This window comes from Stenotrophomonas maltophilia group sp. RY12688, assembly GCF_052149045.1.
Classification (GTDB): Bacteria; Pseudomonadota; Gammaproteobacteria; order Xanthomonadales; family Xanthomonadaceae; genus Stenotrophomonas; species Stenotrophomonas sepilia.
The window spans coordinates 3,458,457-3,479,019 of the sequence record NZ_CP197389.1; the positions used below are offsets into that span (position 1 = coordinate 3,458,457).

Annotated in this window: 16 protein-coding genes; 3 read left to right on the plus strand and 13 right to left on the minus strand. The window is 65.9% G+C overall.

Annotation, left to right across the window (positions count from 1 at the left end; translation table 11 throughout):
- Positions 1-22 precede the first annotated feature (22 nt).
- From ACS0OT_RS16095 to gmk, 13 genes are all read right to left on the minus strand, one after another.
- Positions 23-733, minus strand: a complete 711-nt coding sequence (locus ACS0OT_RS16095) for a pilus assembly protein (RefSeq protein WP_442255893.1) — start codon at positions 731-733, stop codon at positions 23-25.
- An 18-nt stretch (positions 734-751) separates the two neighbouring features.
- Complete coding sequence (locus tag ACS0OT_RS16100; RefSeq protein ID WP_442255894.1) at positions 752-1,885, minus strand: CfaE/CblD family pilus tip adhesin; 1,134 nt, start codon at positions 1,883-1,885, stop codon at positions 752-754.
- Positions 1,882-4,608, minus strand: a complete 2,727-nt coding sequence (locus tag ACS0OT_RS16105) for a TcfC E-set like domain-containing protein (RefSeq protein ID WP_442255895.1) — start codon at positions 4,606-4,608, stop codon at positions 1,882-1,884. The genes ACS0OT_RS16100 and ACS0OT_RS16105 overlap by 4 nt, the downstream gene beginning before the upstream one ends.
- A 51-nt stretch (positions 4,609-4,659) precedes the next feature.
- On the minus strand, positions 4,660-5,169 hold the full coding sequence (locus tag ACS0OT_RS16110; protein ID WP_065185323.1) for a CS1 type fimbrial major subunit: 510 nt from the start codon (positions 5,167-5,169) through the stop codon (positions 4,660-4,662).
- Positions 5,170-5,450: 281 nt separating this feature from the next.
- The gene (locus ACS0OT_RS16115) at positions 5,451-5,813 is read right to left on the minus strand and encodes a NirD/YgiW/YdeI family stress tolerance protein (RefSeq protein ID WP_005418949.1); all 363 of its coding nucleotides are present in this window, start codon (positions 5,811-5,813) and stop codon (positions 5,451-5,453) included.
- Positions 5,814-6,051: 238 nt separating this feature from the next.
- Positions 6,052-7,329, minus strand: a complete 1,278-nt coding sequence (locus ACS0OT_RS16120; RefSeq protein WP_005418950.1) for a citrate synthase — start codon at positions 7,327-7,329, stop codon at positions 6,052-6,054.
- 296 nt (positions 7,330-7,625) lie between these two features.
- Complete coding sequence (locus ACS0OT_RS16125) at positions 7,626-7,868, minus strand: type B 50S ribosomal protein L31 (protein ID WP_005418951.1); 243 nt, start codon at positions 7,866-7,868, stop codon at positions 7,626-7,628.
- Positions 7,869-7,956: 88 nt separating this feature from the next.
- On the minus strand, positions 7,957-8,895 hold the full coding sequence (locus ACS0OT_RS16130; RefSeq protein ID WP_005418952.1) for a nucleoside hydrolase: 939 nt from the start codon (positions 8,893-8,895) through the stop codon (positions 7,957-7,959).
- A gap of 332 nt (positions 8,896-9,227) precedes the next feature.
- Positions 9,228-11,339, minus strand: coding sequence for an ATP-dependent DNA helicase RecG (gene recG / locus ACS0OT_RS16135; protein ID WP_442255896.1), 2,112 nt, complete (start codon positions 11,337-11,339; stop codon positions 9,228-9,230).
- A gap of 7 nt (positions 11,340-11,346) precedes the next feature.
- On the minus strand, positions 11,347-11,733 hold the full coding sequence (locus ACS0OT_RS16140) for a RidA family protein (protein WP_005418954.1): 387 nt from the start codon (positions 11,731-11,733) through the stop codon (positions 11,347-11,349).
- 180 nt (positions 11,734-11,913) lie between these two features.
- Positions 11,914-14,076 (minus strand): RelA/SpoT family protein, encoded by a 2,163-nt coding sequence (locus ACS0OT_RS16145; RefSeq protein ID WP_005418955.1) that lies wholly within the window; start codon positions 14,074-14,076, stop codon positions 11,914-11,916.
- Positions 14,077-14,182: 106 nt separating this feature from the next.
- The gene (gene rpoZ, locus ACS0OT_RS16150; protein WP_005410877.1) at positions 14,183-14,482 is read right to left on the minus strand and encodes a DNA-directed RNA polymerase subunit omega; all 300 of its coding nucleotides are present in this window, start codon (positions 14,480-14,482) and stop codon (positions 14,183-14,185) included.
- 110 nt (positions 14,483-14,592) lie between these two features.
- Positions 14,593-15,258: a guanylate kinase gene (gene gmk, locus ACS0OT_RS16155; protein WP_005410878.1), complete on the minus strand. Its 666-nt coding sequence runs from the start codon at positions 15,256-15,258 to the stop codon at positions 14,593-14,595.
- Positions 15,259-15,548: 290 nt separating this feature from the next.
- Here gmk and fdnG point away from each other — a divergent pair, with 290 nt between their 5' ends.
- From fdnG to ACS0OT_RS16170, 3 genes are read left to right on the plus strand one after another with little or no spacing between them, the layout of a single operon-like run.
- Complete coding sequence (gene fdnG, locus ACS0OT_RS16160; RefSeq protein ID WP_139727597.1) at positions 15,549-18,617, plus strand: formate dehydrogenase-N subunit alpha; 3,069 nt, start codon at positions 15,549-15,551, stop codon at positions 18,615-18,617.
- A 10-nt stretch (positions 18,618-18,627) separates the two neighbouring features.
- Entirely contained in the window at positions 18,628-19,545 is a 918-nt protein-coding gene (fdxH, locus tag ACS0OT_RS16165; RefSeq protein WP_012481154.1) for a formate dehydrogenase subunit beta, read from the plus strand.
- Complete coding sequence (locus ACS0OT_RS16170) at positions 19,542-20,189, plus strand: formate dehydrogenase subunit gamma (protein WP_061480581.1); 648 nt, start codon at positions 19,542-19,544, stop codon at positions 20,187-20,189. Before fdxH ends, ACS0OT_RS16170 begins: the two co-directional genes overlap by 4 nt.
- Positions 20,190-20,563: the final 374 nt, after the last annotated feature.

Sequence of the window (20,563 nt, forward strand, 5' to 3'; positions counted from 1 at the left end):
GCGCGGGACGCAGGGAGGGGGGTCAACTGGACTGGATGGCCACGTCCTGGACATGCTCGCGATAGCCGTCCTGGGAAAGCCGGTAGCGCAGGCGCAGCAAATTGCCCGGCTGTGGCTGGAACGGCAGGGTGAAATCGGCATCCGGGTACAGGCTGTGCGAGAGGTCGTGTGGCGTGCAGACGCCGGCGGCCGTACATTCGGCCGCATGGACGATGCCCACGCGCAGGGTGCCGCTGTTGTGCAGCGTGCTGCCGCGCACCTGCAGGTCGACCACGCCATCGGCGGGCACCACGTTCACCAGCGCGCCCCACACCAGGCTGACGCCGACGTCGGCGTGCGCAGCGTCGTCGCTGCTTTCCAGTTCAGTGCCTTCCGGGCCGCGAACACCTTCGAAGTACACCCGGTATGCGGTTTCCTTCTGTACCGGCTGCAGGGGGATCAGCCGGATCAGGCGATTGCCACCGCCTGACAGCGCGAACTTGCCGGGGGTGATGGCAATGGCCGAATCGGCGACCTCGATATCCTGCTCCTGTTCGCGGGGCGTTGCCGGGTTGTCGATGCGTCGCAGGCTGGCCTGTACATACTGTGGTCGAGTGGACTGCGAGTAGACGCGGATCTGCGCACCGCGCTTGGCATCCATCGCGGTTCGCATGGGATGGATGGACAGGTTGGCGTGTGCTGCTGGCGCAAGCAGCGCACTCAACGGCAGCATCCAGACGATCAGTTTGTTCATGGCAGGCTCCGTGTGGGATCAGGGTTTGGCGGTGGGGACGCGCAGTTCCACCGTCAGCTCGCCCTCGTAGAGACCGGGGCGCTTGCTGGCGACGGGGGTGGGAGGTGTCAGCAATGTCAGCGGCGTGGGCACGCAATAGACCGGCTGGCTGATGCCGGGCAGCATGACCAGGCGCAGTTCGGCGCTGTCGATGCCATGCAGCAGTTCTTCCACGCCATGCCGCATGCGGATATCGCGCCCGCCGTAGTTCAGGCTGACGTGGTAGTCCAGGCGCTGGCGGTCGTCGCTGCCACCATCGCGATGCCAGACCGCGAAGTCGCTGCCGGGTGGCGGGCGCGGCCCGCTGTCACGCACGGTGACGCCGAGGAACTCGCTCTGCGAGCCGAGGCCGTCGTAGAGGCACATCTCCAGCTGCTTGCGGCCGCCCACCATCTGCTTGATGGGGTCGTAGCGCAGGTCCATGTTGACCAGCGGCGCAATGGTGTCGAAGGCCGGGAAGTAGATCGAGATCGCGTCGTAGTCGGTGACGGTGAAATCGAAGTTGAAAGTGGCGGTGGCGACAGGAGCTGCGGCGGGATCGGCCTTGATGTACAGGCGCATCGTGGCCTTCCAGTGGCCGGCGACGAGTCGCGCAAGTTCCGCTGACGGAACTGACAGCCTGACGCCTGTGCCGATTGGCTGATCTGGCCCGCAGGTGTACCAGGATGCCGAGTTCAAAAACCTCTGCAGCGAGTCCCAATAGTCAATCGCGCATCCCCAGTCAGACATGATCCGCTGGATGCTGCCAAACGCGCGGACTTCGATGCGTAAGCCGGTCCGCTGATCTGCAAACCTAAGCGAAACCTCACTAACTCCATCTGCGCCAGACGGAACACCCGCCGTGGGGCATTTACCAAACTCACTATCAGAAGCAGACCCACAAACCACATGGATCTGCCCATACTTCATCGCCACGTCATGACTGAACCCCAGCACCGTCCTCGGCGCCCACAGCTCCACGTCACCAGGCACGGCCGAGCGGTCCCACGACATCACGATGTCCCGGCTCTGATCGGTGGGATGTGTCTCCGGCGGCCACTGCGCCCACGCCCGCGGCATCACCAGCACCAGCGCACACACCAGCATCAACACGAACATCCAACGCCGGCTCATGGCGTTCCTCCTGCAGCAGCGGTCTGGGGCGTGGCGGCAATCAGCGCGCGTTCCTGCAGCAGCCGGGTGACGCGGGCCTGCTGGCGGATCTCCGCCGGCAGCTGGGCCACGGCCAGCGGTTCGCATCGCACGGCACCGACCAGCAGCACCACCTGGCGGCGCTCGCGCACCTGCAGCGGGCAGTGCAGCAGGCGGTCGTCCTGCAGCAGGTAGAGCGTTGTCTCGCGACGCGGGAAGTCGGCGACGAAGCCGCCATTGGCGCTGGTGCCGGGCACCGGCGCGTTGAGGATGCGGGCGCCGCCCAGCGGCGCGCCGGCAAGCGTGCGGGCGGTGCCGATGAAGGTATAGGTCACTTCGATCGGCACCGGCATGCGCATCAGCCGCCCCGGGGCCAGGAACATCGGGCGTGCACCGCCCACGCCGCTCACGCGGATGGCGGCCATGCTGGTGTCGTTGCTGGCGTCCTGCAGTTCGGCACGGTGCGACTGGTAGGCGGTCAACGGCAGCAGCCGGCGCTCGCCGATCTGCAGCCGTTGCCGGCCCGCGCCACTCACCTGCAGTTCGGCCGCCACGCCCTGAAGGTCCAGGTCATCGGTGGCGGCTACCTGTACCGCCAGCCCGGCATCGGCGCCGGTGCCTGCGCCCCAGTAGGCCCCCCGCCGGCCCAGCGCGAAGGCGGAGCTGTGCGTGCCGCTGTAAGCGGTCTCGCTGCGGCCATGCTGCTGGTAGTACGCCACGGTGGCGCCGGTCTGTCCGTAGCGGTTCTGCAGCTGCCCGCCCAGCGATGCGCTGTAGCGGTCGTTGTTGTTGGCGCGCAGCTCGGAGGTCAGCTCACGCAACTGCGCGTCCACCTCCTGGCGATAGCTCTGGCCGACGCTGTAGTTGATCTCCGGCCGCTGGTGCTGCGGCTGGCGCATGTCCACCGCATAGCGGCGCTGGCCGCTGCCAACATGGCTGCGCTGCAGGCGGGTGAAGCTTACGTTGAGGTAGATGCCACGGTCGCGCGTGCGGGTGTCGCGGGCACTGTCGTGGCTGAGCTGCTGCCACAGGCCCAGCCGCGTGGAGACGCTGAAATCCTGCCAACGATGGCTGCGGCTGAAGCTGGCCTGCCAGGTGCGGCTGAGCTGCGGCTCACGGTGCGGTTGCAGCGGTTGCGGCGGCAGGAACGGATCCAGTGGCGCCGACGGATCATCGTCACCAGGACGGCTCCAACCGGTGCGCCAGGTCTGGCGCCGGGTGTACCCCAGGTACGCCGTACCACCGGCGATCGGCAGCGAGACCGATCCGCTGAGCGAGTTGGTGCAGCCCAGGCGGTCCCGTGCATCGGCCTCGAACTGGCAGGCCTTGCCACGCATTCGCTGCTGGTAGATGTTCCAGGACGCCTTGCGCCGGTATGACAGCTGATGCTGCTGGCCGTGGCTGCCATCGCTGCCGCGCATGCCGCTGAACGTTGCGCGCATCTCCTGCGTGGCCAGCACGCGGCGCAGGTCGACGCGCAGTTCGCCATAGCTGTGCCCGCCCAGGTGGGCGACGCCCGCAGTAGCCGCCAGGTCGCGAGCCAATGGCACGCGCATGCCGGCCACCGTTACCTGCTCACCATCGAAGCGGTCACTGCGGCGCTCGTTGCGGCGGCCACTCTGCACGAACCACTGCCATTGGCTGTCGGTCCAGTCACCGCCCTTGTCGAAGGGGGCTTCTTCGGTACGCACCAGCACGCCATCCTCGTAGATGCGCATGCGCACCAGGTAGCTGCCGAACGGGAAGTTGCGGGTATCGATCTGGTTGATGCCGGCCTGCAGGTAGTAGGTCTGCAGCAGGCGCTCGCCGTCGAACACGTCCACGCGCGCATCGCGGGCGAGCAGGACCGTCAATGGCGAGGCCTGCACGGCAGCATCGCTGTCCACGTAAGCCTGGGTGGTGCCCACGCGGGCACCGTCGAAGCGGTCCAGCGGCAGCATGCTGAAACCGAAGGTGCCGCCCTGTGGACTGGACAGGTTGCGGAGGTCCATGCGCCCGGCCTGCAGGTAGTACTGCTGGCCCAGGTCATGGCGGTAATAGACGTTGTCGAATTCGAAATGCGCATCGCCACCGCTGCTGCGGTAGCGCTGCTGGGTGAAGTACCAGTCGGCGGACATATGGCCCCGCTGGAACAGGCCCAGAACGCCGGTGCCGCGCGCACTGAACGACTGGTAGTCGCGCCCACCGGTAAGGTTGAGTACCTGCTGGTGCAGGAAAGCGTTCTCGGCATTGCTGCTGAGCGCGTGGAAGCGTTCCGCGGCGGGCTCGCCACCGATCCACTTGCGCGCCACGAACAGGCGCACGGCGCCCTCGCCTTCGTCATACAGCGCGCGCGCGGCCGCAGGGTCTTGCGGGGGATCCAGATAGCCGCAACCGGCCTCGGCGCCACCGAAGCGGCAGGCCAGGTGGCTGTTGCGTGGCAGCGGCTGCGACAGTGCCGGCAGCAGCGCGGCCTGCGCCTCGGCGGACAGGTCCAGTGCCTGCAGCACGCGCGCGGGATCTTCCAGCTGCACATGCTCCAGGGTGACGCGCACCGGCGACAGCCCGGCCGAGCGGCCGAACAGCTGGATGTCGAGTTGTTCGGTCTGTCCTTCGACCAGATCTTCGAAACCGGGCGGGACGCCGCGCGCGGCCGCCAGCGGAGTGGACAACGCCAGGGCGAGCGCGACCGCCAGCCGGGTGACGGCGGGGGCGTGTGAGGTCATGGGGGTACCGCTGGAGAAGCGGCCGGCCCGGGAACCGGGCCGGCGCGGGGATTACGGCGAGGTCGCCTTCTGGTTCAGCACGACGTTGACGATGCCGCTGTAGCGACCCTTGGTGGTGATCGGGGCCGGGGTGGCCTGGGCAATGGTCAACGGCATCGAGATCGAGGCGCCCGGGGTCGAGCCGGCGCCGGTGAACAGGTCGACTGCCTTGTATTCGATGGCGGCGGCACCCAGTGCGCGATTGTTGAGGCTGATGGTCATCGGCACGGTGACGGTGCCGGTTTCATTTGCGAGGGCAAACGCACCGTCGATGCGTGCCTCGATATCCGCGGTGTCATCATTGGAGTGAATGCGCACGCGCTGCGTGTCCGGAATCAGGCCGCGCAGCGGATCGTGGGTCAGCGTGACCAGGTCCGGCAACGGGGTGCCGTCATCACGCAGCAGTGCCAGGGTCGGGTCGACGTCGGCATAGACGGAGATCTTGGTTTCCAGCGCGTGCGCGGACAGCGAAGCGGTGGCCAGCGCTGCCGCGAGCGCGGTCTTCTTGATGATGGCGTGCATGGTTGTCTCTCTCGGACAAAGGGGGAATATGAAAGCTCCCCTCCCCAAGGAGAAAAGGGAGGGGAGCATCGCCCGCGGGGATGGGTGCGGGCGACGGAGAGAATGTTAGAAATCCATTGCCATGCAGGCCATTCAAGCATTCCTAAAACACTGAGTGTTAAGGAGAATTCTTGAATTCGCTCAATGTTCGAGGGTTATGCAATTTCCCTCATCGGTTCAATGCAACAAACCTCATTGCATTGAATTTGTAGAGCCGAGCCCACGCTCGGCTACCGTTGGCTTCAACCTGCAGGCACGACGGTGACGTGATCGACATCGATGTCGGTGGGCTTGAAGCGATGCGTGTCGACCTTGCCACGCAGCTCGACCACGGTATCGGCACCGATGGCCTGCGGCGGCAGGTCTTCGTCATCGATCTCGACCTCGATCTGGCCGCTGGCATCACGGAACTGGTAGCGCTCGTCACCGATCTTGGCGGTGAGGGTGCCACGCAGCACCACCGGATGATCATCGCGCTGCGCACGTGCGTCAGCGACGGTGCTGGCAGCGGCCCCTGCCCCCGGCCCGGTGTACTGCGCGAAGGCCTGCGGGCTCAGCAGGGCCAGCGGCGTGGCGATGAAAGCGATGGCGATCAGTCGGTTCATGGCGTTCTCCATACAGGGATCAGTACGCACAGGTTCTATCGCCTTCGACGTGATACCCATGCAATAGATCCGAAAAGATGTGAATGCGACATTCATTGTCAGAACGCGTTCAGATCCGGAAGCGGGCTCTTATCGTGCGGACCAACGTTCCGCGGTCGCCATCCGCCGAAGCCGATCAGGGCACAAAAAAAACGCCCCGCAGATGCGGGGCGTTCTCAGCAGAATCTGCTGCGGGCGATCAGCCCTGGTAGTCGCGCACGTCGCTGCCGGTGTAGACCTGGCGCGGACGGCCGATCTTCATTTCCGGATCGACCTGCTGTTCCAGCCAATGCGACACCCAGCCGGAAGTACGGCCCAGGGCGAACATGACGGTGAACATTTCGGTCGGGATCTGCAGTGCCTTGTAGATGATGCCGCTGTAGAAATCGACGTTCGGGTACAGCTTGCGGGCGACGAAGTACTCGTCCTGCAGCGCAGCCTGTTCCAGCTTCACGGCCACGTCCAGCAGCGGATCCTGCACGCCCAGCTGCTTGAGCACCTTGCTGGTCATCTCGCCGATGACCTTGGCGCGCGGGTCGAAGTTCTTGTAGACGCGGTGGCCGAAGCCCATCAGGCGGAAGCCGGAGGTCTTGTCCTTGGCCTTGACCACGGCGGACTCGACGTTGTCGGCGCTGCCGATCTCTTCGAGCATCTTCAGCACGGCTTCGTTGGCACCGCCGTGGGCCGGACCCCACAGCGCGGTGACGCCCGCAGCGACCGACGCGTACGGGTTGGCGCCGGTCGAACCGACCAGGCGCACGGTCGAGGTCGAGGCGTTCTGCTCGTGGTCGGCGTGCAGGATGAACAGCAGGTCCAGCGCCTTCACCACGTCCGGGTTCAGGTCGTACTGGCCGTCAGCGGACTCGAAGGTCTGCTTCAGGAAGCGGCTGACGTAGTCCAGCGAGGTGTCCGGCTTGTTGGCCGGCAGGCCCTTGCCGTGGCGATAGATCAGCGCCGACAGGGTCGGCACCTTGGCAATCAGGCGCACGGCGGCCTTGCGGCGCTGCTCGGCGTCGGACAGGTCCAGCGAGTCGTGGTAGATGGCCGACAGCTGCGCGATCGCGGCCGCCAGGATCGCCATCGGGTGGGCATCCTTGGCGAAGCTGCCGATCAGGGTGTTGATCGAATCGTCGACGTTGGCTTCGGCGGTCAGCTCATCGGTGAAGGCCTTCAGCTGCTCGGCGCTCGGGCGCTCGCCGTTGATCAGCAGGTAGGCCACTTCGACGTAGCTCGACTTTTCCGACAGCTGTTCGATCGGGTAGCCGCGGTACAGCAGCACGCCCTTGTCGCCGTCGATGTAGGTGATGGCGGACTTGCAGCTGGCCGTCGCGGTGAAGCCGGAATCGTAGGTGAAGAACCCCGTTTCCTTGGTCAGCTTCGCGATGTCGACGCAGTCGTTGCCAAGGGTGGGTTTGATGACGGGCAGAACGACGGACTTATCGCCGGCGTTGAGCGTGACCTGATCAAGATCGGACACTGTGTGCGCTCCTTCATGGGAAGGCGCCTGCCCAAGCGCATTGGTCAGGCACGTGAATGACGTCCTCGGCCTGTGCCGGGGATCACATCATTATCGCACAGCAGCATTTGTCGGGTGCTAGACGGAAGTCGTATACGACAGGCGGCCGGACACCGGCCGTTGAGCGGCCCGGATCGGCAAAAGCGTTGTCACACGAACGCAGTGTTCCGTCCATCCAAACGCCCGTTGGGTTGGCGTTGGGGAAAAACAAACGGCCGCGCAGAGCGCGGCCGTCGGTTCGAAGCTGGATCGACAGATCAGCGCGCGTAGCGCTTCTGGAACTTGTCGATACGGCCCGAGGTGTCGATGACCTTGTGCTTGCCCGTGTAGAACGGGTGCGAAGCAGAGGAAATTTCAACCTTGACCAGCGGGTATTCGTTGCCGTCTTCCCACTGGATGGTTTCCTTCGTGCCCATGGTCGAGCGGGTCAGGAACTTGAAATCGGAGGTGACGTCATGGAAGACGACGTCGCGGTAGTTCGGATGGATATCGGCCTTCATGGGCTCACACCGTAAATGGGCTGGTGGTCAAGAGCGGCATTATAAGCACCGGTTGCCGCTCGGGGCAACCGGTGGCGGTCAATCGAGGTCAGTCCGCGCCCAGGGCCTGGCGCACCAGGGCCTCGAAACGCTGCTGGTCGTAGGCCATCAGCAGATCGCAGTTGTCCGGCTGGCCGGTCTGGCGGTTCCAGTCGACGATGGTGGCGCCTCGGCTGAACGTGCCATTCAGTTCCACGTTCAGCGGCCGTGACTCGACCTGCAGCTGCCCTTCTGGATTCAGCGCCCACGCCATGGCCACCGCATCGGCCGTATACCAGCGGCCGCCCTTGGCATCTTCCGACAGCGCGCGGGTCTTGCGCGAGATCAGTTCGTAGAAGCGGGCGCGGTCGGAATCGGCCTGCAGCCATTTCTCGGCGTCCTCCAGCGGCAGGCCGTGGGCAACGGTCGCCTCCCAGTCCGACACCAGCAGGTGCTTGAACGAGGTGAACACCACGTGCGCGGCTTCAGGATCGAAGGCGATGTTGAATTCGGCTGCCGGGGTGATGTTGCCGTGGCAGGTAACCGCGCCACCCATCACCACGATGCGCTTGATGCGCTGGGGCAGGGTCGGGTCCAGCTTCAGTGCCAGCGCCAGATTGGTCAGCGGGCCCAACATCACCAGCATCAGTTCGCCGGCGTGTTCGTGCGACAGGCGCAGGATGGCCAGGGCAGCGTGCTCGGCCTCGGCCTGGCGGCTCGGCGGCGGCAGGTCCACGTCGCCGTAGCCATCACGGCCATGCACGTGGGCAGCGTCAACGGAGGGATGCAGCAGCGGATCCGGGCTGCCGGCAAACACCGGTACGTCGGGGCGGCCGACGATGTCACAGAGCTTGAGGGCGTTGCGGACGGTGTATTCGAGGCCGACATTGCCGGCGGCGATGGTCAGGGCGACCACGTCGTGCCGTTCATCGGCAAAGGCCATCAGCAGGGCCAGGGCGTCGTCCACACCGGGATCGGTGTCGATCAACAGGGGGATCTTGTGGGTCATCGTTGCCGTCTTCAGATCGGCAACGAAGTGTGGACCGGGATGATGACCGTTGCAAGTACGGGGGTTGGGGTTCTGGCAGGGCTGCGCCCTGCACCCGCGGTAGTGCCGGCCGCTGGCCGGCAACTTCGACAGCAACGTCAAAAACGGGTTTCCCGCGGCTGGCGGGGAAGAGCTCTCTGTAGAGTCGAGCCATGCTCGACTCCCGCGCGCAGCGCGCACAGCAGCCGAGCGTGGGCTCGGCTCTACAGTGGATCCACGCCGTGCGTGGATGAGCGTCCCGGAAATGGGGTCAGAGGCCATTGCTGCGCAAAGGGCTCCGACCCCGGGGGTGCCTACGCCGAGGCGTAACGCACCGCGGTGCCGATCCAGCGCTGCACCACGCGATCAGCCAGGGCCGGTTGCTGGGCCAACAGGCGCTCGGCCAATTCATGCACGCCGGGCAGCAGGCCAGCGTCGCGGGCCAGGTCGGCAATGCGGAAACCGGCCAGGCCGGTCTGGCGCGTCCCGAGCAGTTCGCCGGGGCCGCGCAGTTCCAGGTCCTTCTCGGCGATGACGAAACCATCGTTGGTTTCGCGCATGGTCTGCAGGCGCTCACGCGCCATCTGCGAGAGTGGTGCCTGGTACAGCAGCACGCAGCGCGACACCGCCGAACCGCGGCCGACGCGGCCGCGCAGCTGGTGCAGCTGGGCCAGGCCCAGGCGCTCGGCGTTCTCGATCACCATCAACGAAGCATTCGGTACGTCCACACCCACTTCGATGACCGTGGTCGCGACCAGCAAGTCGATCTCGCCGGCCTTGAACGCCACCATCGTCGCCAGCTTCTCGGCGGCCTTGAGGCGGCCATGCACCAGCCCGACGCGCACGCCGGGCAGCAGCGCTTGCAGTGATTCATAGGTGGCCTGCGCCGGGGTGGCATCCAGTTCTTCGCTTTCCTCGATGAGCGTGCACACCCAGTACACCTGCCGCCCTTCCTGGCAGGCCAGCGCAATGCGCTCGATCAGTTCCGGGCGACGGTCATTGTTCAAGGCCACGGTCTGCACAGGGGTGCGGCCCGGTGGCAGTTCGTCGATGGCCGATACATCCAGGTCTGCGTATTCGGACATCGCCAGCGTGCGCGGAATCGGCGTGGCGGTCATCACCAGCTGGTGCGGCACGCTGTTGCCGCCCGCGCCCTTGTCGCGCAGCGCCAAGCGCTGGTGCACGCCGAAGCGGTGCTGCTCGTCGACGATGGCCAGCGCCAGGTCCTGGAACACCACCGCCTCCTGCATCAGCGCGTGGGTTCCGACCACCACCTGCGCTTCGCCGTTGGCGACCTGCTCCATCACTTTGGCGCGCGCCTTGCCGGTGACCTTGCCGGCCAGCCAGGCGATGCGCACGCCGAGCGGTTCCAGCCAGCCACGCAGATTGTTGAGGTGCTGCTCGGCCAGCAACTCGGTGGGGGCGGCCAATGCGACCTGCTTGCCCTGCTCCACCGCCAGCATGGCGGCCAGCGCGGCCACCACCGTCTTGCCGGAGCCGACGTCGCCCTGCACCAGCCGCAGCATCGGGCTGGGCCGCGCAAGGTCCTCACGGATCTGCTTGAACACGCGTGCCTGCGCGCCGGTCAGCGCGAACGGCAACTGCTTCAGCAGCGCCTTGGCCAGTTTTCCGGGGCCGGCCAGCGGCGGCGCATGGTGCGCCTGCAATGCAATACGCTGGCGACGCAGGCTGAGGTGATGGGCCAGCAGTTCTTCCATCGCCAGGCGACGCTGCGCCGGGTGGGTACCAGCCGCCAACGCGGCCAGATCGGCATCCGGCGGTGGCCGGTGCACGGTCAGCAGCGCGCTGCGCAGCGGCGGCAGGCCCAGGCCATCGAGCCAACCGTTGGGCAGCAGTTCCAGCGTGCTTTCCTCGGGCAGGCGGTCCAGCGCCTGGCCGATCAGCTTGCGCATGGTCATCGGGCCGACCCCTTCGACGGTGGGATACACCGGGTCGAGGCGGTCGCCGAGTTCGGGATCGTCGTTGCGGCCCAGCACCTGGTAGCTGGGATGGACGATTTCCAGGCCGAGGTGGCCGGGCTTGGGCGTGCCGAAGCAGCGCAGCCGGGTGCCGACCGCGAACTGCCCGACCTGCTGCTGGCGGAAGTGGAAAAAGCGCAGCACCAGGGTGCCCTGCCCTTCGTCTTCCACCGCCACTTTCAGCATCGGCCGGTAGCGCATGCCACGCTCGACCGCGACCACCCGCCCTTCCACCTGCGCCGGCACGCCGTTGCGCAGGTCTTCGATGCGGGTCAGCCGGGTCCGGTCTTCATAGCGCAGCGGCAGGTGAAGCCAGAGATCCTGCAGGGTGGCCAGGCCACGTGCCTGCAGTTTGGCGGCCACGGCCGGACCGACGCCGGCAAGCATCGCCAAGGATGCTTCGCCGGACGGTGACAGGACCGGGGTGACCACCGCCTTGCGTGCCACGTGGCGGTCAGTCGATGACCATCACCGCGTCGACCTCGAAGCTGGCGCCCTTCGGCAGGCCGGAGACTTCGATGGTGGAACGGGCCGGGTACGGGGCCTGGAAGTAGTCCTGCATGACCGCGTTGACCTTGGCGAACTCGCCCAGGTCGGTCAGGTACAGGCCCAGGCGCACGACCTTGTCCAGCGAGCCACCCGCCGCTTCGGCCACGGCCTTGAGGTTGTCGAAGGCGCGGCGGGCCTGTGCTTCGACGTCACCGGCGCCGACGATGTCGCCGGTGGCCGGGTCAAGCGGGATCTGGCCGGAGAAGTACACGGTGTTGCCGGCGCGCACGGCCTGCGAGTACGGGCCGATGGCGGCGGGGGCCTTTTCGGTGTTGATGATCTGGCGGGACATGGGTCGCTCCGGTGCTTGGGGGAAAACAGAGCGGTGATTGTACCGGCTGGGGGTGCATCCACGCATGGCGTGGATCTACCGCGGCGCCTCGGTAGTGCCGGCCGTTGGCCGGCAATCGCGATGCCGTCGCGGATCCATGGGTTGCCGGTCAGCGGCCGGCACTACCGGTACGCGCAGGACCTACTGGCGGCGTACCGATTGCACGACCGACAGGCGGCGCAGGCGGCGCATCACTTCGGCCAGGTGGTTGCGGTCGCGCACCTGGATGTTGAACGCCAGCACGGCGGCGTTGAAGTCGCGGTCCAGGTAGTCCACGCGTTCGATGTTGGAATGGCTCTGTGCGATGGCGGCGGCCAGCTGCGCCAGCACGCCGGTGCCGTTCTCCACTTCCACCACCAGCGAGGTGTCGTAGTCGCCGGAGACGGTGGTGTCCCAGCCGATCGGCACCCAGCGCTCGGGCGACTTGCGCAGCTCGGCCAGGTTCGGGCAGTCCATGCGGTGCACCACGATGCCCTTGCCGGCGGTGTGGTAGCCCATGATCTCGTCGCCGGGTATCGGCTGGCAGCAGCCGGCGAAGGTGACCACGCCGCGTTCGCTACCGTTGATCAGGATCTTCTCCTGCGAATGGTGGCGCGAATGCGGGCCGCCACGCAGTTCAGCGTAGGCCATCAGCGCCTGCGCGGCCTGGGTCGGCATCCAGTTGCCCAGTGCGACCTCGGCAAGCAGCGCTTCCAGGCGCGGGAACCGGTGTTCGGCCAGGAACGCGTCCAGGCGGCCTTTCGGCAGGCGCTCCAGCGACGAATCCATCGCTTCCAGCGCGCGGTCGAGCATGCGATGGCCGAGCTGCACGGCATCTTCGTGCTCCAGCTGCTTGAGCTGGTGGCGGATGGCGGTGCGCGCCTTGCTGGTGACCACGAATTCCAGCCACTGCGGTTTCGGCGTGGCCGAGCGAGCGGTGATGATCTCCACCGACTGGCCCGACACCAGCTTGGTGCGCAGCGGCACCAGTTTCTTGTCCACGCGCGAGGCCACCGCCATGTTGCCCACGTCGGTATGCACGGCGTAGGCGAAATCAAGCGCGGTGGAGTTGCGCGGCAGCGCCAGGATCTTGCCCTTCGGGGTGAACAGGTAGACCTCGTCCGGGAACAGGTCGACCTTGACGTTGTCGAGGAATTCCAGCGAGGAACCGGCGGCGCGCTGCGAGTCGATCAGCTCGACGATCCAGGCGTGGGCACGGCTCTGTGCGCTGTTGGGCGAATCGCCGCCGAACTTGTAGGTCCAGTGCGCGGCCACGCCGCGTTCGGCGATCAGGTCCATTTCCTCGGTACGGATCTGCACTTCGATCGGCGAGCCATACGGCCCGAACAGCACCGTGTGCAGCGACTGGTAACCGTTGGCCTTGGGAATGGCGATGAAGTCGCGGAAGCGCCCATCCAGCGGCTTGAAGGTGGCGTGCACCGAGCCCAGCGCGTGGTAGCAGCTGGGCACGCTGCGCACGACCAGGCGGAAGCCGAACACATCCATCACCTGGTCGAAGGATTTGTTCTCGTCGCGCATCTTGTTGTAGATGCTCCACGGGGTCTTGATGCGGCTGATCAGCCGATGCTCGATGCCCTCCTTGGCCAGGCGCTGCGACAGCTGCACTTCCACCTGCGCCATCGCTTCGCGGCGCACCACCGGCTGGCTGCGGATGTGTTTTTCGATGATGGCGTGGCGCCATGGGTAGAGCGCCTTGAACCCCAGGTTCTGCAGCTCGCTCTTGACCAGGCTCATGCCCAGGCGCTGGGCGATGGGCGCGTAGATCTCCAGCGTCTCGCGGGCGATGCGGCCACGCGCTTCGCGGCTCTGCGCGCCCAGCGTGCGCATGTTGTGCAGGCGGTCGGCCAGCTTGATCATGATCACGCGCAGGTCGCGCGACATCGCCAGCAGCATCTTGCGGAAGCTCTCGGCGGCCGCCTCCTGGCGGTCACGGAACTTCAGCTTGTCCAGCTTGGTGACACCGTCGACCAGTTCGGCCACGGCTTCGCCGAACTCGGCGGCCAGCGCTTCGCGGGTCAGCGGGGTGTCTTCGATGGTGTCGTGCAGGATCGCGGCGATCAGCGCTTCCACGTCCAGGCCGAGTTCGGCCAGCACCTGGGCCACCGCCACCGGATGGGTGATGTAGGGCTCGCCCGACTTGCGCGTCTGCCCAGCGTGCGCGGAGGCCCCGACTTCCCAGGCACGGCGCAACAGCGGCAGCTGTTCCGGCGGCAGGTAATGGGCGGCGCGTTCGAGCTGGAGGACGTAGTCGGGTACGGCGGCAGTGGGGGCTGCGGCGACCTTGGCAGTGGGGCCTGGGTTCATGCCCGAAGCCTATTCCAGCGCGACGTTTACGGCAAATCCTGAATGCGAAACAGCCCGCACGGGGCGGGCTGTTCGGTGTATCCAACGATTACGTTGATCGATGCGATCAATCGTCGTTCTTGGACATGTCTTCGTCGGCCACCACTTCGGCGGCAGCCCACTCCAGCGCTTCGCGCTCGGCGCGCTCACGCTCGGCCTTCTCGACTTCGTCGATCAGGGCGTTGTCGATCTTGCGGGCGGCGATTTCGCGCAGCGCCAGCACGGTCGGCTTGTCCTCGGTCTCGCTGTTGTCCAGCGTGGCCTGCACGCCGTTGGCGAGCTGACGGGCACGCTTGGAAGCCATCATGACCAGTTCGAAACGGTTGTTAACGACTTCCAGGCAATCTTCTACGGTGATGCGGGCCATACGGGCTCCCGGCGACCGGTCGGCCGCTCAGTCGAATGAGGGAAAGGGGACGGAGTGTACTGGCAGGGGCTGGACAAAATCAAGCCAACCCCTACCCGATTCTTTTGGAATCAGTCAGTTGCACCCGGATCGGGGGTCAGCAGCGCCTGGATCAGCCCGGCGTGGCGGACCTTCTGGGCCTCCCGGCGCAGGCGGCTGGCAGTGAAGATGGCGCACAGCTCGTCCACGGCAGTGTCGAACACCTCGTTGACGATGACGTAGTCGAACTCGTTGAAGTGCAGCATTTCATCGCGGGCCGCGCCCAGGCGCTGGGCGATGACCGCCTCGCTGTCCTGGCCGCGCTTGCGCATGCGGTCCTGCAAGGCCTGCTTGGACGGCGGCAGGATGAACACGGTGACCGTGCCCGGCACCAGCTGGCGCACCTGCTGCGCGCCCTGCCAGTCGATCTCCAGCAGCACATCCTGGCCGGCGGCCAGCTGCGGCTCCACCGACTGCCGGGCCGTGCCCTTCCAGTCGCCGTGCACCCAGGCGTGCTCGAAGAAGTCGCCGGCGGCGATCATCTGCTCGAACTTCTCGGCACTGACGAAGTGGTAATGCTGGCCGTTCACCTCACCGGGGCGCATCGCGCGCGAGGTGAAGGAGATCGACAGGGCGATCTGCGGGTCACGGGCCAGGGTGGCATTGACGATGCTGCTCTTGCCGGCGCCGGACGGGGCGGCCACGATGTACAGCGTGCCGCGCGCAACGGCGTCCGACGGCTTCGACGGGGCGCTCATGCGCGGAACCCAATTGGTTGATTTCGCAAAATTTTTCCTCGGTGTTCCAGATCCGGCGCGGAGGATCGCGCCAGGACGGCGGGGGCTGCGCGGAACATCCTGGAACCAGGCCCGGCAGACGCTTCCCCAGGGGGCGGGCACGCAACTTTACCAGAGCAGGCCCTTTCCGGGCCCGTCCGGCAGGCGCCGCGCCTTGTGCCACATGGGCATCCGGGGGCCTGTGCTATAACCGGCCCGTACCCAACGACAGCCCGGAGGCCTGCGCCTCCCCGCCATCCCAGGAGAACGGCATGCCATCGATGAGCCGCCGCCAGTTCCTGAAAGTGACCGGGACAACCCTGGTCGGCTCCAGCCTGGCACTGATGGGCTTCGCGCCCGGCATCGCGCTCGCGGAGGTCAGGCAATACAAGCTGACCCGCGCGACCGAGACCCGCAACACCTGTACCTACTGTTCGGTGGCCTGCGGCATCCTGATGTACAGCCTCGGCGATGGCGCCAAGAACGCCGAGCCGAGCATCTTCCACATCGAGGGCGACCCGGACCATCCGGTCAACCGCGGCACGCTGTGCCCGAAGGGTGCCGGCCTGGCCGACATCATCCACAGCAAGTCGCGCCTGCTCTACCCCGAGTACCGCGCGCCGGGCTCGAACGAGTGGAAGCGGCTGAGCTGGGACGATGCGCTGGACCGCATCGCGCGGCTGATGAAGGAAGACCGCGATGCCAACTTCGTGCAGAAGAACGAAGCCGGGCAGACGGTCAACCGCTGGCTGACCACTGGCATGCTGGCGGCCTCGGCCACCAGCAATGAAACCGCGGTGCTGACCCACAAGGTCGTCCGCTCCCTCGGCATGCTGGCATTCGACAACCAGGCACGTGTCTGACACGGCCCGACGGTGGCAGGTCTTGCCCCGACGCTAGGCCGTGGTGCGATGACGAATCACTGGGTCGACATCAAGAATGCCGACCTGATCCTGATCATGGGTGGCAACGCCGCCGAGGCGCATCCGTGCGGGTTCAAATGGGTGACCGAGGCCAAGGCCCACAACAAGGCCCGGCTGATCGTGGTCGATCCGCGCTTCAACCGCTCGGCCGCGGTTGCCGATGTGTACGCGCCGATCCGCACCGGTACCGACATCGTGTTCCTGGGCGGCCTGATCAACTACCTGCTGACCGAGGACCGCATCCAGCACGAGTACGTGCTGAACTACACCGACATGTCGTTCCTGGTGAAGGACGAGTTCGCCTTCAAGGACGGCCTGTATTCGGGCTACAACGAAGAAAAGCGCAGCTACGACCGTTCCAGCTGGGACTATGCCTACGGTGACGATGGATTCGTGCGCAGCGACCCGACGCTGAAGGATCCGCGCTGCGTCTACAACCTGCTGAAACAACACTACGCGCGTTACACCGTGGAGATGGTCGAGCGCATCTGCGGCACGCCGGCCGACAGCATCCGCCAGGTGTGGGACATGATCGCGTCCACCGCCGGCAAGGACAAGGCGATGACCATCCTGTACGCGCTGGGCTGGACGCAGCACTCGATCGGCGCACAGAACGTGCGTGCCGGCACCATGGTGCAGCTGCTGCTGGGCAACATCGGCGTGGCCGGTGGCGGCATGAACGCGCTGCGCGGGCACTCCAACATCCAGGGCCTGACCGACATCGGCCTGATGTCCGACCTGCTGCCCGGCTACCTGACGCTGCCGAAACAGGATGAGCAGGACTACAACGCCTACATCGCCAAGCGCACGCAGAAGCCCCTGCGCGCCAACCAGATGTCGTTCTGGCAGAACTACCCGAAGTTCCACGTCAGCTTGATGAAATCGTGGTGGGGCGATGCCGCCACCGCCGACAACAACTGGTGCTTCGATTACCTGCCCAAGCTCGACAAGCCGTACGACATGCTGCAGGCGTACGAGCTGATGAACGAGGGCAAGATCCACGGCTACATCTGCCAGGGCTTCAATCCTCTGGCCTCGGCGCCGAACAAGGGCAAGCTGATCAGTGCGTTCTCCAAGCTGAAGTTCATGGTCAGCATGGATCCGCTGGAAACCGAGACCATCGCCTTCTGGCAGAACCACGGCGCACTGAACGACGTCGACCCGAGCACGATCCAGACCGAAGTGTTCCGCCTGCCCACCACTTCCTTCGCCGAGGAGAACGGCGCGGTGGTGAATTCCTCGCGCTGGCTGCAGTGGCACTGGAAGGGGGCCAACCCGCCGGGCGAAGCGCGCAGCGACATCGAGATCATGTCCGAGCTGTTCCATCGCATCAAAGCGATGTACGAGAAGGATGGCGGTGCGTGGTGGGAGCCGGTACGCGACCTGGCCTGGAAGTATTCCAACCCGGAGCTGCCGACGCCGGAAGAACTGGCGATGGAATACAACGGCAAGGCGCTGGCCGACGTGTTCGATCCGAAGGACCCGACCAAGCTGGTGCGCAAGGCCGGCGAGCAACTGGCCGCGTTCGGCGAGCTGCGCGACGATGGCAGCACGTCCTCCGGCTGCTGGATCTACATCGGCGCCTGGGGCCCGACCGGCAACATGATGGCGCGGCGTGACAACAGTGACCCGACAGGCATCGGCAACACGCTGGGCTGGGCCTGGGCGTGGCCGGCCAACCGCCGCGTGATGTACAACCGCGCCTCGTGCGACGTGGCTGGCCAACCGTTCGATCCACGCCGCACGCTGCTGGCCTGGAACGGCAAGAACTGGGGCAACGTGGACGTGCCGGACTTCAAGGCCGATGAAGATCCTGCCGGCGGGATGGGCCCGTTCATCATGAACCCGGAAGGCATCGCCCGCTTCTTCGCCAAGGCCGGCATGGCCGAGGGACCGTTCCCGGAGCACTACGAGCCCTTTGATACGCCGCTGCGCAGCAACCCGCTCAGCCCCGGCCAGGCCCTGACGCTGAACAACCCCGCGGCACGCGTGTTCGCCAGCGACCGTGCACAGATCGGTTCGCCGGACGAGTTCCCGCATGTGGCCACCACCTACCGCCTGACCGAGCATTTCCACTTCTGGACCAAGCACGGCAAGCTCAACGCCATCATCCAGCCCGAGCAGTTCGTCGAGATCGGTGCGGCATTGGCCGACGAGCTGGGCATCACCAACGGCAGCCGCGTGCGGGTGAGTTCCAAGCGTGGCCATATCGAAGCCGTTGCGATGGTGACCAAGCGGATCAAGGCTCTGCAGATCGATGGAAAGACCGTGCACCAGGTGGGCGTGCCGATCCACTGGGGCTTCCTCGGTGCGGCCAAGCCCGGATATATCGCCAATACGCTGACCAATGCCATCGGTGACGGCAACTCGCAGACGCCCGAATCGAAGTGCATCCTGGTCAAGGTCGAGAAGGTGTAGGAGAAACGCCATGTCACTGCAATCGCTGGACATCATCCGCCGCTCGGCCACCACCACGCCCTCACCGGAGGCGCGCGGTGCGCACACCGGCCAGGTCGCCAAGCTGATCGATGTGAGCAAGTGCATCGGCTGCAAGGCCTGCCAGGTCGCCTGCATGGAGTGGAACGACCTGCGCGACGAAGTGGGCAGCTGCGTTGGCAGCTATGACAACCCGCCCGATCTGAGCGAACAGTCGTGGACGGTGATGAAGTTCCGCGAGTACGAGGACGAAAAGGGCAAGCTGGAGTGGCTGATCCGCAAGGAGGGCTGCATGCACTGCAGCGACCCGGGCTGCCTGAAGGCCTGCCCGTCGCCGGGCGCGATCATCCAGTATGCCAACGGCATCGTCGACTTCCAGGAAGAGAACTGCATCGGCTGCGGCTACTGCGTGACCGGCTGCCCGTTCGACGTGCCGCGCATCTCCAAGAAGGACCACAAGGCCTACAAGTGCACGCTGTGCTCGGACCGGGTGGCGGTCGGCCAGGAGCCGGCCTGTGTGAAGACCTGCCCGACCGGGGCGATCACCTTCGGCAGCAAACAGGCGATGACCGAGCATGCCGCCGGACGCGTGGAAGACCTGAAATCACGGGGTTACGAGAACGCCGGGTTGTACGACCCGCAGGGCGTCGGCGGTACCCATGTGATGTACGTGCTGCAGCACGTGGACAAGCCCGAGCTCTACGCCGACCTGCCCAAGGACCCCCGCATCAGCCCGATGGTGGAAGTCTGGAAGGGCGTAGCCAAGCCGCTGGGCGTGCTGGCGATCGCCGCCACGGCCTTTGCTGGGTTCCTGCATTACATCGGCATCGGCCGCAACACGGTCAATGACGAGGAAGAAGAAGAAGCCGAGCACGAGGCGAAGAAGATCGAAGAGGAGCAGCGGCCATGAAGTACGCCCCGCACCCGCGGCAGATCGTCCGCTACCGCGCGCCGACCCGCATCAATCACTGGATCGTGGCGATCTGCTTCGTGCTGACCGCGCTGTCCGGGCTGGCGTTGTTCCACCCTGCCCTGTTCCCGTTGACCCAGCTGTTCGGTGGCGGCCCGTGGACGCGCATCCTGCATCCGTTCATCGGCCTGGCCATGGTGGTGGGCTTTGCGCTGCTGGCGTTGCGCATGTGGCGCGACAACCTGCCGACCGCCGATGACCGCGCGTGGATGCGTGGCATGCGCGACGTACTGCGCAACGAGGATGAAAAACTGCCGCCGGTCGGTCGCTTCAATGCCGGCCAGAAGCTGCTGTTCTGGGCCATCATCGGCTGCCTGTCGGCACTGCTGCTGACCGGCTTCGTGATCTGGCGGCAGTATTTCAGTCATTTCTTCCCGATCGGAGTGATCCGCTTCTCGGTGCTGGCCCATGCGCTGTTCGGCTGGGTGCTGGTCTGCGCGATCGTGGTGCACATCTATGCGGCGCTCTGGATCAAGGGATCGGTGCGGGCGATGACCCAGGGCAAGGTGACCTATGGGTGGGCGTACAAGCACCACCGACAGTGGTTCCGGGACATCCTGCGCGGGCGGCGGGAACAGGGGTAGCTGCAGGGCCTGCGGCCCTGCACCTGCTTCAAGCCAAGGCAACAGCAACAGCGGCTATCCGTGGGTTGGCGGGGTGGGTCCGGTTGCAGGGGACGCTGCAAGTACCCCTCCGGGGCCCGGCCCAGCCGCTGGCGGCTGTGCGTTCGGGCGCTTGCGAAGCAGTGCTTCGCAAGCAAAGCGCCCTCACCCATGTAAGCTCGGTCGCCGCATCCATGCGGCTCACGCTCCCGCAACCGGACCCACCCCGCCTTCGACAGTTGGCCGCGATCTGTCGGTGGGTGCCGACCGTTGGTCGGCACTGATCGAATCCCGACCAACGCTCGGGATCCACTTTCAACCAACCGATGGGGTCAGAACCGTTTTCCTGTGGAAAA

What these genes read in the sequence shown, in the direction of transcription:
- ACS0OT_RS16115 (WP_005418949.1), bottom strand. Translation starts at nt 5,813, where the DNA reads ATGAACCGACTGATCGCCATCGCTTTCATCGCCACGCCGCTGGCCCTG.
- ACS0OT_RS16145 (WP_005418955.1), bottom strand. Translation starts at nt 14,076, where the DNA reads ATGAACCCAGGCCCCACTGCCAAGGTCGCCGCAGCCCCCACTGCCGCC.
- ACS0OT_RS16140 (WP_005418954.1), bottom strand. Translation starts at nt 11,733, where the DNA reads ATGTCCCGCCAGATCATCAACACCGAAAAGGCCCCCGCCGCCATCGGC.
- ACS0OT_RS16110 (WP_065185323.1), bottom strand. Translation starts at nt 5,169, where the DNA reads ATGCACGCCATCATCAAGAAGACCGCGCTCGCGGCAGCGCTGGCCACC.
- ACS0OT_RS16170 (WP_061480581.1), top strand. Translation starts at nt 19,542, where the DNA reads ATGAAGTACGCCCCGCACCCGCGGCAGATCGTCCGCTACCGCGCGCCG.
- ACS0OT_RS16095 (WP_442255893.1), bottom strand. Translation starts at nt 733, where the DNA reads ATGAACAAACTGATCGTCTGGATGCTGCCGTTGAGTGCGCTGCTTGCG.
- ACS0OT_RS16100 (WP_442255894.1), bottom strand. Translation starts at nt 1,885, where the DNA reads ATGAGCCGGCGTTGGATGTTCGTGTTGATGCTGGTGTGTGCGCTGGTG.
- ACS0OT_RS16125 (WP_005418951.1), bottom strand. Translation starts at nt 7,868, where the DNA reads ATGAAGGCCGATATCCATCCGAACTACCGCGACGTCGTCTTCCATGAC.
- rpoZ (WP_005410877.1), bottom strand. Translation starts at nt 14,482, where the DNA reads ATGGCCCGCATCACCGTAGAAGATTGCCTGGAAGTCGTTAACAACCGT.
- ACS0OT_RS16130 (WP_005418952.1), bottom strand. Translation starts at nt 8,895, where the DNA reads ATGACCCACAAGATCCCCCTGTTGATCGACACCGATCCCGGTGTGGAC.
- gmk (WP_005410878.1), bottom strand. Translation starts at nt 15,258, where the DNA reads ATGAGCGCCCCGTCGAAGCCGTCGGACGCCGTTGCGCGCGGCACGCTG.
- ACS0OT_RS16105 (WP_442255895.1), bottom strand. Translation starts at nt 4,608, where the DNA reads ATGACCTCACACGCCCCCGCCGTCACCCGGCTGGCGGTCGCGCTCGCC.
- fdxH (WP_012481154.1), top strand. Translation starts at nt 18,628, where the DNA reads ATGTCACTGCAATCGCTGGACATCATCCGCCGCTCGGCCACCACCACG.